Origin of the sequence: Streptomyces sp. NPDC057302 (assembly GCF_042667685.1) — a bacterium.
Classification (GTDB): Bacteria; Actinomycetota; Actinomycetes; order Streptomycetales; family Streptomycetaceae; genus Streptomyces.
Map to the genome: position 1 here is coordinate 1 of NZ_JBHUZJ010000048.1, position 14,309 is coordinate 14,309.

The following is a 14,309-nucleotide window of genomic DNA, read 5'->3' on the forward strand; positions in this document are numbered from 1 at the left end:
GCCAGAAGCTTGGCGGGACCGGGCCTTCGTCGATGCGGGCCAGGGTTGCGGGTCAGGACGGAAGTGGGACGGAAAAGGGGACGGAAAAGGGCGAGGCCCCCAGAAGAACTGGGGGCCTCGCCCTGAACGCTGCCGACGCCTAAGGCGTGGAAACGGCCGTCAGTTGTCGTCCTCGTCGATGAGGAAGCCACGCATCGGCGACGGAGCCTGCTGCATGGGCTGGGGGGCCTGCGGCCGCACCGGCGCCATCGGCTGAGTCATCGCCGGGGACATCTGCTGCTGGCCGCCACCGTAGGACGGGCCGCCGGTGGGCTGGTTGCCGCCCATCGACTGCTGGCCGCCGTACGAAGGGGCGCCCGCGCCGGCCGGTGCCATGGAAGGCGCCGGGGACGGCGGAAGCGAAGCAGCAGCCGGGGTCCGCGGCGGGGCCAGCGAGTCGTCGGCCTGGGTCTCCAGCTGACGGAGCTGCGACTCCAGGTAGGACTTCAGACGCGTGCGGTACTCGCGCTCGAAGCCGCGCAGGTCCTCGACCTTGCGCTCCAGCGTGGCGCGAGCGGACTCCAGGGAGCCCATCGCCACGCGGTGCTTCTCCTGCGCGTCCCGCTCCAGGGCGTCGGCCTTGGCACGGGCGTCACGCTCGAGGCCCTCGGCACGCGAACGCGCCTCGCCGACGATCTTGTTGGCCTCGGAACGGGCCTCCGCGATCGCCTGGTCGGCGGTCTGCTGGGCAAGGGAGAGCACACGAGCGGCGCTGTCGCCGCCGGGGCCCTGACCGGGCTGGGGCATCTGCGGACCGTGACCGCCCATGGGACCACCCATGGGGCCGCCCATCGGGCCACCCTGGCCCATCGGCCCTGGACCCTGCGGACCACCCTGCTGCGGGCCGTGCCCACTGGGACCGGCGGGCAGCTGCGGCGCACCACCGGGCAGCTGCGGCGGACCGCCCATCTGCTGGTGCTGCTGCTGGTGCTGCTGCGGGTGCTGCTGCTGCGGCGGCACCGGCTGCGGGCCCGATATTGCGGCGGGCACGGGAGCACCAGGACCGCGCTGGTCCTGCGGTTCTGGAGGCTTGCGCATCCCGCCCTGCTGCTGGTTCTGCGCAGCGGCGCGGGTGGCTGCGGCCAGTTTGGCGCGCAAGTCCTCGTTCTCGCGGAGCAAGCGAGTCAGTTCGGCTTCGACCTCATCGAGGAAGGCATCGACCTCGTCCTCGTCATAGCCTTCTCGGAGGCGGACGGTCGTGAACTGCTTGTTCCGCACGTCCTCGGGGGTCAACGGCATCTCTTCACCTCAACGTAGTCGTCGGCATTCGGCAAGACCGTATCGTTCACAAGCCGCTCACGACGGTGATCAGGATGTAGACGATGATCATCAGTACGAAGAAGGACAGGTCGAGCGCCACGCCCCCGAGACGCAGCGGCGGAATGAACCGCCGCAGAAGCTTGAGCGGTGGATCAGTGACAGTGTAGGTGGCCTCCAGAACGACCACCATCGCCTTGCCGGGTTGCCATGAGCGGGCGAACTGGAAGACGTAGTCCATGACCAACCGGAAGATCAGCACGATGAGGAAGCACATCAGCGCGATGTAAAGCACCTGCAAGACCACGCCCATGTTGGCGGTTCCCTCTCCCCTGTTACTCGTGCTGCGTTTGCCGGTTCTGCGTTACTGCGTCACTTACGTCTCAGCTCTGGTTGAAGAACCCGCCCTCTGCGATGCGAGCCTTGTCCTCCGCCGTTACATCGACGTTAGCAGGCGACAACAGGAACACCTTCTGCGTCACTCGCTCAATGCTGCCATGCAGACCGAACACGAGACCGGCGGCAAAGTCGACAAGTCGCTTCGCGTCGGTGTCGTCCATCTCGGTCAGATTCATGATCACCGGAGTGCCTTCGCGGAAGTGTTCCCCGATGGTACGGGCCTCGTTGTAGGTCCTGGGGTGCAGCGTGGTGATGCGGTAGGGCTCCCGCTCGGACACGACCTTGGGCATGATCACCGGTGCGTTCTTCTCCAGGCTCTGGCGTTCAGGTGTGATGGATGCCACGGGGGCGATTCGCGCCGGACGTCCGGATTCCGCGCCTAGCGAAGCGGAATGGGCGACCGGCTCACGCTGTGCGGGGGGCTGTACCACTCGTACCGATTCGTCCCTTTCAGACGCGTGCGCCTGACGGGATTGGTGCGACTGATGTGGCGGCTCATGCCGCCGGCGGTCCCGCTCGGGCTCCGGCTCGGGTTCGAACTCGTCATCGGGGTCGAACCCCGGACCGTCGTACCCGTCGTCCTCCACGAGGCCGAGGTAGACCGCCATCTTGCGCATCGCGCCGGCCATGCTCTGAGTCCTCCGCTCTGTGGTGGATCGGCTGTCGTCACCAACTGCCCGCGATCCACGAGGTCTCCCCGCCCAACAGCGAGAATGACCATATTTTCTGCTGTGGTCCGACTTCTTGGCGACGTTACCCGAGCCCGGGTCGGACTCCGAGTACCGCCGTTCCGACGCGCACATGTGTCGCCCCGGCCGCCACGGCCTGTTCGAGGTCCGCACTCATCCCTGCCGACACCATGTTCGCAGCCGGATGAGCCGCGCGCATAAGGGTTGAGAATTCCATCAGCCGCTCGAACGCCGCCTGTTGCCGCCCCGCGTACGGACCGGTGAGCGGCGCCACGGTCATCAGACCGTCGAGCCGCAGCCCCGGAGCCCCGACCACGAGCGCCGCCAGCTCTTCGATTCCCCCGGGGCCCACGCCCCCGCGCTCGCCCCGGCCGTTCTCCTCGGCGTCGAGGGCGACCTGGATCAGACAGCCGAGCTCCCGCTCCGCGCGCACCGCCCCCGCCGACAGGGCGGTGACGAGCTTGGGCCGGTCCACGGACTGGACCACACCCGCATAACTGACCACGGAACGGACCTTGTTGGTCTGCAATTGACCGACAAAGTGCCAAGTAAGGGGAAGATCCGCACACTCGGCGGCCTTGGGAGCCGCGTCCTGGTCGCGGTTCTCGGCGACGTGCCGCACGCCGAGCTCCGAGAGAATCCGCACATCGCTCGCGGGGTAGGTCTTGGTGACCACGATCAGGGTCACCTCCTCCCGCTTGCGACCGGCCGCCGCGCACGCCGCGGCGATGCGCTCCTCGACCTCCGCCAGGTTCGCGGTGAGTTGTGCCTTACGGTCCGTCATGCCCTATCAGTCCAGCCAGACATAGCCCGCGAGACGACCGGTGGTCCGGTCGCGGCGGTAGGAGAAGTGGTCAGCGGATTCCAGGGTGCACACCGGCGACTGCTCCCGGTCGCGCACCCCGAGCCGCTCCAGCTGAGCGTGCACCCCCGCGGTCACGTCGACCGCCGGGGTGCCCCAGCTCGTCTCGGCGTACGCCGCGGGCTCGATCGCCGCGGCGTCGGCGCGCATCTCCTGGGGTACTTCGTAGCACCGGCCGCAGACCGCGGGGCCGGTGCGGGCGATGACGCGGGCCGGGTCGGCGCCCAGCTTCACCATGGCCTCGACCGCTGCGGGGACGACCCCCGCCAGCATGCCGGGCCGTCCCGCGTGGGCCGCCGCCGCGATCTTGGCGACCGGGTCGGCGAGCAGGACGGGCGTGCAGTCCGCGGTGAGGACCGCCAGGGCGAGGCCGCGGCGGGCGGTCACCACGGCGTCGACCGCCGGGATCTCGGCCTCGGAGCCCCAGGGTCCGTCGACCACGACGACGTCGGGGCCGTGCACCTGGTTCATCCAGACGACCCGCTGCGGGTCGATGCCGAGCGACGTGGCCGCGAGCGAACGATTCGTCCGCACGGCCTCGGGGTCGTCGCCGACCGCGCCGCCGAGATTGAGCTCTTCGTACGGAACGGCGCTCACCCCGCCCCACCGGTCGGTGAAGGCGAAGTGCGCGCCGCTCGCGGTGCTGTGCCCGTTTATCACTTCAGGAAGTCCGGCACGTCCAGCTCTTCGGCCTGGCTGTCCGAGTACGGACGGGCCGGCGGAACCTGCGGCGGGGCCACGGGCGCGGACGGGGCTTCGTTGACCGGAGCCGACTCGGCGGGCTCCGGAGCCGACGCCTCGTCGTGCGACGTGACGCTGCCCAGGCCGCCGTACGGCGAACGGGACTCGGCCGGACGGCTCGTGGCCGCCGGCTGCTCGTCGCGCTGCTTGCCCGACGAGGCGCTCAGGACGGTGTCCCGCTTGGACGGCGGCTGCCCACCGTCGAAGCCCGCCGCGATGACGGTGACCCGGACCTCGTCGCCCAGGGCGTCGTCGATGACGGCGCCGAAGATGATGTTGGCCTCGGGGTGGGCCGCCTCGCTGACCAGTTGGGCCGCTTCGTTGATCTCGAAGAGACCCAGGTCGGAGCCGCCGGAGATGGAGAGCAGGACGCCCCGCGCTCCGTCGATGGACGCCTCGAGCAGGGGCGAGGAGATCGCCATCTCGGCGGCGGCCACCGCGCGGTCGTCGCCGCGCGCCGAACCGATGCCCATGAGGGCCGAACCCGCCTCGGACATGACCGACTTGACGTCGGCGAAGTCGAGGTTGATCAGACCGGGGGTCGTGATGAGGTCGGTGATGCCCTGGACACCGGAGAGCAGGACCTGGTCCGCCGACTTGAAGGCGTCCAGAACGCTGACCTGCCGGTCCGAGATGGACAGGAGCCGGTCGTTGGGGATGACGATGAGGGTGTCGACCTCTTCGCGCAGCTCCGCGATCCCGTCCTCGGCCTGATTGGCGCGACGACGGCCCTCGAAGGTGAACGGCCGGGTCACGACGCCGATGGTCAGGGCGCCCAGGGAGCGGGCGATGTTGGCGACGACAGGTGCGCCGCCCGTGCCGGTGCCACCGCCTTCGCCGGCGGTGACGAAGACCATGTCGGCCCCCTTGAGGACCTCCTCGATCTCCTCGCGGTGGTCTTCTGCCGCCTTGCGGCCGACTGCCGGGTTGGCTCCGGCGCCGAGGCCACGGGTGAGTTCACGGCCGACGTCGAGCTTGACGTCGGCGTCGCTCATCAACAGGGCTTGCGCGTCGGTGTTGATGGCGATGAACTCGACGCCCTTGAGACCGACCTCGATCATCCGGTTGATGGCATTGACACCACCGCCGCCGACACCGATGACTTTGATGACTGCGAGGTAGTTCTGCGGTGCTGCCACGTCGAAGGCCTCTCGCCTCGAGTTACGTGTCGCCGCCTCGCGGGTTCGCGCCGCGACGACTGATGCCGAATGGGACGGTCCGAACGCCGACCCGAACCCTAACGCTGAAGTTTAGGGTTACCAGTGTGTCTGTTCCTTGGACTCTTCCGAACAGGACACTAAGTCGACAAGTGGCGCACGTTCAACGAACACGCCGAACCTCCCGTTTTTCTTTTCACCCTATGTGATCAGCCGTAGCGCTGCAGAACCAGGGTGCTGGCCTGCGACGATATGCGTCAACTCGCCGATGACGCAGGGGCGGTGGGGACACTCACATCGAAGTGCCGTGCCTTGGGGGCGGCTTTCATCAGGGCGGTGAGTGTGCTTGCCTTCGTCCGGCCCTTCTCGCCGCTGCCCCACGCTACGGTGCGTCCGCCGCTCAACTCCAGCGAGATCGAGTCGTACGAACGGACCTTGACGGCCCGTGTATCGCGGGCCACGGCGGCCGGAAGCGCGCCCGCGACCCGTACCGACTCGCGGCGCAAGCGGTGGGAGTCGAAACGGCGCAGACTCGCCGCCGCGTTCTCCCGATCCGGCCTCAATTCCAGGAGTGGAACACCCTTCGCCCGGTGTCCGACCGTGGCGAATCGCACGCCCTTGGCGTCCACTTCGACGAACTTTCCGCCCTTTTCGATAAGGAGAACCGGCTTACGTTCGGTCACTTTCAGACCGATTCCGTGCGGCCAGGAACGGACGACCTCGACCGAGTCGACGCGCCGGAGTTTCTCGCGCAACCGGTCCTCGATGGCGTCGGTGTCGACCGAGATCAGGGGCGAGCCGACCGGCGCCGCGGCGGCTTCGCGCACCTCTTCGGGGGTCAGGACCCGGGTGCCGGAAGTCGTCACGCGCTCCACGCGCAGCCACTGCGAGCCGTAGAACAGCCAGACGCCTCCCGCGCCGAGCAGCACGAGGGCGACCAGCGAGAGGATCAGGGTGCGCGGTCGCGGGATACGTACGCGACCTCCCAGAAGGCGGGGCAGGCGGGGAGGACGGGGCGGGCGGGACCCACCAGAAGCAGACTTCTGCCGTTCGGCGGTGGTCGGTCCGGCCACGGTCCCCTGCCTTCTTGTGCCTTCTAGTGGCGCGTCACCCGTTGCGGCGCGACGCGATCGCCTCGTACACCATGCCGACGAGCAGGTCGTCGGCATCCCGGCGCCCGAACTCCGATGCGGCGCGGGACATCTCGTACAGCCGGTGCGGATCGGCGAGCACCGGGAGTACGTTGCCCTGCACCCACTCGGGCGTCAGTTCGGCGTCGTCCACGAGGAGTCCACCGCCCGCCTTGACCACCGGCTGGGCGTTCAGCCGCTGTTCGCCGTTGCCGATGGGCAGCGGTACGTAGGCGGCCGGCAGCCCGACGGCGGAGAGTTCGGCGACGGTCATCGCGCCCGCACGGCAGAGCATCATGTCCGCCGCGGCGTACGCGAGGTCCATCCGGTCCACGTACGGTACCGGGATGTAGGGCGGCATACCGGGCATGTTCTCGACGTACGGCATTTCGTTCTTCGGGCCGACCGCGTGCAGGATCTGGATCCCGGCGCGCTGGAGCACCGGAGCGACCTGCTGGACGACCTCGTTGAGCCGCCGGGCGCCCTGCGAGCCACCGGAGACCAGGAGCGTCGGCAGGTTCGGATCGAGGCCGAAGGCGGCGCGCGCCTCCGGGCGGACCCGGGCCCGGTCGAGCGTGGCGATGGTGTGGCGCAGCGGAATGCCGATGTAGCGGGAGTTGCGCAGCTTGCTGTCCGGCGTGGCGACGGCCACCCCGTGGGCGTACCGCGAGCCGATCTTGTTGGCGAGGCCGGGACGCGCGTTGGCCTCGTGCACGACGATCGGCGTACCGGTCCGCTTGGCCGCGAGGTATCCCGGCAGCGCGACATAGCCGCCGAAGCCGACCACGCAGTCCGCCTTCGTACGCTCCAGGATCTGCTCGGCCGCCTTGATCGTGCCGCGCAGCCGCCCCGGGACGGTGATCAGCTCAGGGGTGGGCTTGCGCGGCAGCGGAACGGCCGGGATCAGCGCGAGTTCGTAGCCCCGCTCGGGTACGAGCCGGGTCTCGAGTCCACGCTCCGTGCCCAGGGCCGTGATGCCCACGGTCGGGTCCTGCCTCCGCAGGGCGTCCGCGAGGGCGAGCGCGGGCTCGATGTGGCCGGCGGTCCCCCCACCGGCGAGTACGACATGCACCGAAATTCACCGCTCTCCGGACGAACGCGCCTTGACGCGCCGTCTCATCGTGTTCCATCTCACCCGAGGTTGCCGCATGGCCAGGGCCGCCTTTGCCGCCGGATCCTCCCGCGCGAAGGCGATGAGGAGTCCGATGGCGAACATGGTCGGCAGCAGGGCCGAACCCCCGTAGGAGAACAGCGGGAGCGGGACACCGGCGATCGGCAGCAGACCGAGCACCGCACCGACATTGATCACGGCCTGCGCCGTGATCCAGGTGGTCACGCCTCCCGCGGCATACCGTACGAAGGGGTCCTCCGTGCGTCCGGCCACGCGGATACCCGCATAGCCTAGAGCCGCGAACAGGGCGAGCACCGACAGCGTCCCCGCAAGGCCGAGTTCCTCCCCCGTGATGGCGAAGATGAAGTCGGTGTGCGGTTCCGGCAGTTGACCCCATTTTTCCACACTCGCGCCGAGCCCGGAACCGAAGAATCCGCCGGAGGCGAGCGCATAGATCCCGTGCACGGCCTGCCAGCACTGGTCGCCGGGACCCGGATCCGTGGCGCCGATGCAGGCGAGCCTCGCCATGCGGTTGGGGCTGGTCTTGATGAGGATCACGCCGAGCAGGGCCGCGATCGAGAGCACCCCCGCGAAGAGCCGGGTCGGCGCCCCCGCGAGCCAGAGCAGGCCGAAGAGGATGGCCGTGAGGATGATCGCGGTGCCCATGTCGCCGCCCAGCATGATCAGGCCGAGCAGCATGAAGGCGACCGGGACGAGCGGCACCAGCATGTGCTTCCACTGGGTCAGCAGGCGCTTGTCCTGTTTGCGGGCGAGCAGGTCCGCGCCCCACAGGACGAGGGCGAGCTTGGCGAACTCACTGGGCTGGAGCTGGAACGGGCCGCCCAGATAGATCCAGTTCTGGTTTCCGTTGACGCTGCGCCCTATCCCGGGGACCTGCACGAGCACCATCAGGAAGACGGTCACCGCGAGGATGGGATAGGCGAGCGCCCGGTGCAGCTTGATGGGCATGCGCATGGCCACGAGCAGCAGGATCGAGCCGAGTACGGCCGCCACGAACTGCTTGCGGAAGAAGTACGCGGCGGGCAGGTCCAGCTGGAGCGCCTGGATCATCGACGCCGAGTAGACCATCACCAGACCGAGCACGGTGATCAGCAGGCTGCTGCCGAAGATGAGGTAGTACGCGGTCAGCGGCCGGTCCCAGGCGCGCTTGACCCGGGTGTAGAACCGCCGCACCGCGTTCTCGCCCCGCGGGCGCGGTGGGCCCGGGGAACGGACCGGCGCGGGCCGCCTGGCGAGGCGCGTGGGCGCCCGTCCGCTACTGCCGGCCATCAGGCCCCCCGCCAAGACACCACGACGCTGCCACGTGCCCTCCTAAGGGTGCCGGGCGCCCCCGGACCGCAGGGGCCCGCGTCAGGCGCTCGCGCCGAGTTCGCGGACCGCGTCCGCGAACGCGTCACCACGCTTGTTGTAGTTGGTGAACATGTCCATCGACGCACAGGCCGGGGCCATCAGTACGGTGTCCCCCGGCTCGGCGAGTCGCGCAGCCTGTCGTACCGCATCGGACATCGCCCCAGTGTCGGTCCGGTCGAGGTCGACGACCGGGACCTCGGGGGCGTGTCGCGCGAGGGCTTCACGGATCAGCGCGCGGTCGGCGCCGATCAGGACGACGCCCCGCAGCCGCTTGGCCGACTTGGTGACGAGTTCGTCGAAGGTGGCGCCCTTGGCGAGTCCGCCCGCGATCCACACGATCGATTCGTAGGCGGCCAACGAGGCTTCGGCCGCGTGGGTGTTGGTGGCCTTGGAGTCGTCGACGTACGCCACATCGGCCACGTCGGCGACGTGTTCGATGCGGTGGGCGTCCGGACGGAAGGCGCGCAGACCGTCGCGGACCGCCGTCGCGGGCACGCCGTAGGCGCGCGCGAGAGCGGCGGCGGCCAGGGCGTTGGCGATGTTGTGCGGCGCGGGCGGCTGCACGTCGGAGATCTCGGCGAGCTCCTGCGCCTGCTTCTGGCGGTCCGGCACGAAGGCACGGTCGACCAGGATGCCGTCCACGACGCCCAGTTGCGAGGGCGCGGGCGCGTTCAGCGTGAAACCGATGGCGCGACAGCCCTCTTCGACGTCGGCCGCGCGGACCAGGTCCTCGGTCGCCTTGTCGGCGAGGTTGTAGACGCAGGCGACCTGATTGCCCTCGTAGACCCGGCCCTTGTCGGCCGCGTACGCCTCCATGGAGCCGTGCCAGTCGAGGTGGTCGGGCGCGAGGTTCAGGACCGTCGCGGAGTGGGCGCGCAGCGAGGGCGCCCAGTGCAGCTGGTAGCTGGAGAGCTCCACCGCGAGGACGTCGTACGGCTCGTCACCCGTGACGACGTCGAGGAGCGAAACCCCGATGTTGCCGACGGCCGCGGTCCGCAGACCTGCCGCCTCCAGGATCGAGGCGAGCATGCGCACGGTCGTGGTCTTGCCGTTCGTGCCGGTGACCGCGAGCCACGGCGCTGCTTCTTTGCCGTCCCGCCCGCGCAGGCGCCAGGCGAGTTCGACGTCGCCCCACACCTCCACGCCCGCCGCGGCGGCCGCCGCGAAGAGCGGCTTGTCCGGCTGCCAGCCGGGCGTGGTGACGATCAGTTCGGTGCCTTCGGGCAGGGTGGCCCCGTCGCCGAGGCGGACGGTGATGCCCTCGGCCGTCAGCTCCTCGGCCTGCGTACGGGAGCGCTCGTCGTCGCCGTCGTTCACGACCGTGACGACGGCGCCCAGGCCGTGCAGCACGCGGGCCGCCGGGATCCCCGAGACGCCGAGCCCGGCGACGGTGACGTTCTTCCCCTGCCAGCTGGTCACTTCTTGGCTGCCCATCCTGCGTAGAAGAGGCCGAGTCCGACGATCACGCACATGCCCTGGATGATCCAGAAGCGGACCACCACAAGGACTTCGGACCACCCCTTGAGTTCGAAGTGGTGCTGCAGTGGCGCCATCTTGAAGACCCGCTTGCCGGTCATCTTGAAGGAGCCGACCTGGATCACGACGGACATGGTGATCAGGACGAACAGGCCGCCGAGGAGCGCGATGAGCAGCTCCGTGCGGGAGCAGATCGCCAGTCCGGCGAGCGCGCCGCCCAGGGCCAGCGAGCCGGTGTCACCCATGAAGATCTTGGCGGGCGAGGTGTTCCACCACAGGAAGCCGAAGCAGGCTCCCATCAGTGCGGAGGCCACGACGGCGAGGTCGAGTGGGTCTCTGACCTCGAAGCACGCCTGCGGGTTGGTGAGCGTGACGGCGTTGGCGCAGGACTCCTGGTACTGCCAGACACCGATGAAGGTGTACGCGCCGAAGACCATCACGGAGGCGCCGGTGGCCAGGCCGTCGAGGCCGTCGGTGAGGTTCACGCCGTTCGACATCGCGAGGATCATGAACAGCGCCCAGACCACGAAGAGCACCGGGCCGATCGACCAGCCGAAGTCCGTGACGAACGACAGCTTGGTGGAGGCCGGGGTCTGGTTGCGGCTGTCCGGCCAGTTCAGCGCGAGCACGGCGAAGCCGATGCCGACGATCAGCTGACCCGCCATCTTCGCCTTGGCGCGCAGGCCGAGCGAGCGCTGCTTGACGATCTTGATGTAGTCGTCGAGGAAGCCGACCAGGCCCATGCCCGCCATCAGGAAGAGCACGAGGAGCCCGGAGAGCGTGGTCTCCGTACCCGTGATGATCTTCGTGAGGAAGTACGCGATGAGCGTGGCGAGGATGAAGGCGATGCCACCCATGGTCGGCGTACCGCGCTTGCTGTGGTGCTCGCGCGGGCCGTCGTCCCGGATGAACTGCCCATAGCCCTTGCGGGCCAGGAACTTGATAAGGAGCGGGGTTCCGACCAGGGTCAGGAAGAGCCCGATCACACCCGCGAAGAGGATCTGCCTCATCGGCCGGCGACCTGCCCCTCGGACGACGCGGAGCCGTCGAGCAGCGCCGTGGCGACCCGCTCGAGACCGACCGATCTGGAAGCCTTCACCAGCACGACGTCTCCCGGGCGCAGCTCGCTGCGCAGCAGGTCGATCGCCGCCTGTGCGTCGGACACGTGCACCGACTCCTCACCCCACGAACCCTCGTTGTATGCGCCCAGTTGGAGCCAGGACGCTTCCCTGCCCCCGACTGCCACGAGCTTGCTCACGTTCAGCCGGACGGCGAGCCGTCCGACCGCGTCGTGTTCGGCGAGCCCCTCGTCACCGAGCTCGGCCATATGACCGAGCACCGCCCACGTACGACGTCCCCTGCCCATGGCCACGAGCGCGCGCAGGGCGGCTCGCATGGACTCGGGGTTCGCGTTGTAGGCGTCGTTGACGACCGTCACGCCGTCCGGGCGCTCGGTGACCTCCATCCGCCAGCGGGACAGCGTGCCAGCGTCGGAGAGCGCGCGGGCGATCTCTTCTGCGGACATGCCCAGCTCATGGGCGACGGCGGCCGCGGCAAGCGCGTTCGACACGTGGTGCTCACCGTACAGCCGCAAGGTCACGTCGCTGCACCCGGTGGGTGTGTGCAGCGTAAAGGCAGGCTGTCCGCTGTCCGTGAGCCGGACATTCTCGGCACGTACGTCGGCGTCGGCGTCCTCTCCGAAGAGCAGGACGCGCGCCTTCGTGCGCGAAGCCATGGCACGCACCAGCGGGTCGTCGGCGTTGAGGACCGCGGTGCCGTCGGCGGGCAGGCTCTCGACGAGTTCACCCTTCGCCACTGCGATCTGCTCGCGTCCGCCGAACTCGCCGATGTGGGCGGTGCCGACGTTGAGCACGAGGCCGATCTTCGGCGGGGTGAGGCCGGTGAGGTAGCGGATGTGGCCGATGCCGCGGGCGCCCATCTCCAGGACGAGGAACCGTGTCTCGTCGGTGGCGCTGAGGGCGGTGAGCGGCAGGCCGATCTCGTTGTTGAGCGAGCCCGGCGTGAAGACCGTGGGTGCCTTGCTGCGCAGGACCTGGGCGAGCAGGTCCTTGCAGCTCGTCTTGCCGACGGAGCCGGTGAGCGCCACGAGCGTCGCGCCCAGGCGTTCCACGACGTGCCGTGCGAGGGCACCGAGCGCCGCCTGCACGTCGTCGACGACGATGGCGGGTACGCCGACGGGGCGCGCGGCCAGGACGGCGGCGGCGCCCGCTTCGACCACCGCGGACGCGTAGTCGTGGCCGTCGACGCGCTCGCCGACGAAGGCGACGAAGAGGCTGCCGGGCTCCACTTCACGGGAGTCCCTGACGACCGGGCCGGTGACCTGGACGGACGGATCCGGTATGTCGTGGGTCTGCCCGCCGACGACAGTGGCGATCTCGGCGAGGGAGAGGGCGATCACAGATTCATCCCTGGGTTTGCTGGATAGCTTCGCGAAGTACCTGGCGGTCGTCGAAGGGACGCACCACCCCGGCGATGTCCTGCCCCTGCTCGTGGCCCTTGCCCGCGACGAGCACCGTGTCGCCCGGTTCGGCCAGGGCGACGGCCGCGCGGATGGCGGTGGCGCGGTCCTCGAAGACGGCGACGTCGCCGCGCTCGTGGGCCGGCACGTCGGCGGCGCCGGCGAGCATCGTGGCGAGGATCGCCAGGGGGTCCTCGCCGCGGGGGTTGTCGGCGGTCAGTACGGCGGTGTCGGCGAGCCTGGCCGCCGCGGCGCCCATCGGCATCCGCTTGGTCTTGTCCCGGTCGCCGCCGCAGCCGAGGACGATGTGCAGCTTGTTCTCGGTGACCTTGCGCAGGGCGCGCAGGACCGATTCGACGGCGTCCGTCTTGTGGGCGTAGTCGACGACCGCGAGGTAGGGCTGGCCTTCGTCGATGCGCTCCAGGCGGCCGGGGACGCCCGGGACCGCGGCGACACCGTCGGCGGCCTGCTGCGGGTCGATCCCCGCGACGGCCAGCGAGACGATCGCGGCGAGCGTGTTGGCGACGTTGAAGGGGCCGGCGAGCGGGGACCTGGCGGTGATCCGCTCCCCCTTCGGGCCGACCGCGACGAACGTGGAGTCGAACGGCATGACCTCGACGTCCTGCGCGCGCCAGTCGGCGTCGGGGTGGCCCTCGGCGGAGAAGGTGGTGACGGGGACCTCCGACTCGGTGATGAGCCTGCGGCCGTACTCGTCGTCGAAGTTGACCACTCCGAGCCGGGAGCGCAGCTTGGTGAACAGCTGCGCCTTGGCCTGGAAGTAGTCCTCCATGTCGGAGTGGAACTCCATGTGCTCCGGGCTGAGGTTGTTGAAGACGGCGACGTCGAAGACGCAGCCGTCCACCCGGCCGAGCACGAGGGCGTGGCTGGAGACCTCCATGACGACGGCCTCGACGCCGCGTTCGCGCATCACCGCGAACAGCGCCTGGAGGTCGGTCGCCTCGGGGGTCGTCCGCTCCGACTTGATCCGCTCGTCGCCGATGCGCATCTCGACCGTGCCGATGAGGCCGGTCGACCGGATGCCCTTGAGGCCGCCCTCGACGAGGTAGGCCGTCGTGGTCTTGCCGGACGTACCGGTGATGCCGATCTGGAGCAGATCGCGCCCCGGATGGCCGTACACCGTGGCCGCGAGCTCCCCCATGGAACCGCGCGGGTCGGCGACCTCCAGGACCGGCAGGCCCGTGACGGCCGCGCGCTCGGCGCCCGTCGGGTCGGTGAGGATCGCGGCGGCGCCGAGGTCGGCCGCCTGGGCGACGAAGTCGGCGCCGTGCAGCCGGGCGCCGGGCAGCGCGGCGTAGATGTCGCCGGGGCGGACCGCACGGGAGTCGTGCGTGATGCCGCTGACCTCCCCCGTGCCCGGGGCGGCGACGCCCAGTTGGTCGGCGATCCGGGCGAGCGGCGTCGCGGAGACCTGGACCGGCCGCGGCGGTCCCGGATATGTCACGGGAACGCCCTTCTGGGTGGTTTGGGACTGATCGGCGTGTGGCACGGCGGTGAGCGTACCGGGCGCACCGGCTGTTGGGCGAAGCGGGCGGTGTGGCGGGGGCTGGTTCCCCGGCCTCGGGGTGATCGTTGTCACG

13 protein-coding genes are annotated in these 14,309 nt (G+C 69.7%); all 13 read right to left on the reverse strand.

Going from position 1 to position 14,309, the window contains the following annotated elements:
• Window positions 1–159: 159 nt before the first annotated feature.
• Window positions 160–1,278, reverse strand: a complete 1,119-nt coding sequence (locus ACFUPX_RS28295; protein ID WP_383328562.1) for a DivIVA domain-containing protein — start codon at window positions 1,276–1,278, stop codon at window positions 160–162.
• Window positions 1,279–1,324: 46 nt separating this feature from the next.
• On the reverse strand, window positions 1,325–1,609 hold the full coding sequence (locus ACFUPX_RS28300; protein ID WP_361188804.1) for a YggT family protein: 285 nt from the start codon (window positions 1,607–1,609) through the stop codon (window positions 1,325–1,327).
• Window positions 1,610–1,679: 70 nt separating this feature from the next.
• Window positions 1,680–2,324, reverse strand: coding sequence for a cell division protein SepF (locus ACFUPX_RS28305; RefSeq protein ID WP_383328566.1), 645 nt, complete (start codon window positions 2,322–2,324; stop codon window positions 1,680–1,682).
• 124 nt (window positions 2,325–2,448) lie between these two features.
• Window positions 2,449–3,168: a YggS family pyridoxal phosphate-dependent enzyme gene (locus ACFUPX_RS28310; RefSeq protein ID WP_383328569.1), complete on the reverse strand. Its 720-nt coding sequence runs from the start codon at window positions 3,166–3,168 to the stop codon at window positions 2,449–2,451.
• A gap of 6 nt (window positions 3,169–3,174) precedes the next feature.
• Window positions 3,175–3,906 (reverse strand): peptidoglycan editing factor PgeF, encoded by a 732-nt coding sequence (gene pgeF, locus ACFUPX_RS28315; protein WP_383328572.1) that lies wholly within the window; start codon window positions 3,904–3,906, stop codon window positions 3,175–3,177.
• Window positions 3,903–5,126: a cell division protein FtsZ gene (gene ftsZ / locus ACFUPX_RS28320; protein ID WP_383328575.1), complete on the reverse strand. Its 1,224-nt coding sequence runs from the start codon at window positions 5,124–5,126 to the stop codon at window positions 3,903–3,905. Before ftsZ ends, pgeF begins: the two co-directional genes overlap by 4 nt.
• Before the next feature lie 275 nt (window positions 5,127–5,401).
• Entirely contained in the window at window positions 5,402–6,217 is an 816-nt protein-coding gene (locus tag ACFUPX_RS28325) for a cell division protein FtsQ/DivIB (protein WP_383328578.1), read from the reverse strand.
• A 34-nt stretch (window positions 6,218–6,251) separates the two neighbouring features.
• Window positions 6,252–7,346 carry an undecaprenyldiphospho-muramoylpentapeptide beta-N-acetylglucosaminyltransferase gene (gene murG, locus ACFUPX_RS28330; RefSeq protein ID WP_160504531.1) on the reverse strand — a complete coding sequence of 365 codons (1,095 nt, stop codon included), beginning with the start codon at window positions 7,344–7,346 and terminating at the stop codon, window positions 6,252–6,254.
• A gap of 6 nt (window positions 7,347–7,352) precedes the next feature.
• Window positions 7,353–8,675 carry a putative lipid II flippase FtsW gene (gene ftsW / locus ACFUPX_RS28335; RefSeq protein ID WP_383328582.1) on the reverse strand — a complete coding sequence of 441 codons (1,323 nt, stop codon included), beginning with the start codon at window positions 8,673–8,675 and terminating at the stop codon, window positions 7,353–7,355.
• An 81-nt stretch (window positions 8,676–8,756) separates the two neighbouring features.
• A complete protein-coding gene (gene murD, locus ACFUPX_RS28340) occupies window positions 8,757–10,190 on the reverse strand; it encodes a UDP-N-acetylmuramoyl-L-alanine--D-glutamate ligase (RefSeq protein ID WP_383328585.1) in 1,434 nt (477 codons plus the stop codon).
• Window positions 10,172–11,242, reverse strand: coding sequence for a phospho-N-acetylmuramoyl-pentapeptide-transferase (mraY, locus tag ACFUPX_RS28345; protein WP_249590431.1), 1,071 nt, complete (start codon window positions 11,240–11,242; stop codon window positions 10,172–10,174). Before mraY ends, murD begins: the two co-directional genes overlap by 19 nt.
• Window positions 11,239–12,651 (reverse strand): UDP-N-acetylmuramoyl-tripeptide--D-alanyl-D-alanine ligase, encoded by a 1,413-nt coding sequence (murF, locus tag ACFUPX_RS28350; RefSeq protein ID WP_383328589.1) that lies wholly within the window; start codon window positions 12,649–12,651, stop codon window positions 11,239–11,241. The genes mraY and murF overlap by 4 nt, the downstream gene beginning before the upstream one ends.
• A gap of 4 nt (window positions 12,652–12,655) precedes the next feature.
• The gene (locus ACFUPX_RS28355; RefSeq protein ID WP_383328592.1) at window positions 12,656–14,308 is read right to left on the reverse strand and encodes a UDP-N-acetylmuramoyl-L-alanyl-D-glutamate--2,6-diaminopimelate ligase; all 1,653 of its coding nucleotides are present in this window, start codon (window positions 14,306–14,308) and stop codon (window positions 12,656–12,658) included.
• Between the last annotated feature and the right edge of the window lies 1 nt (window position 14,309).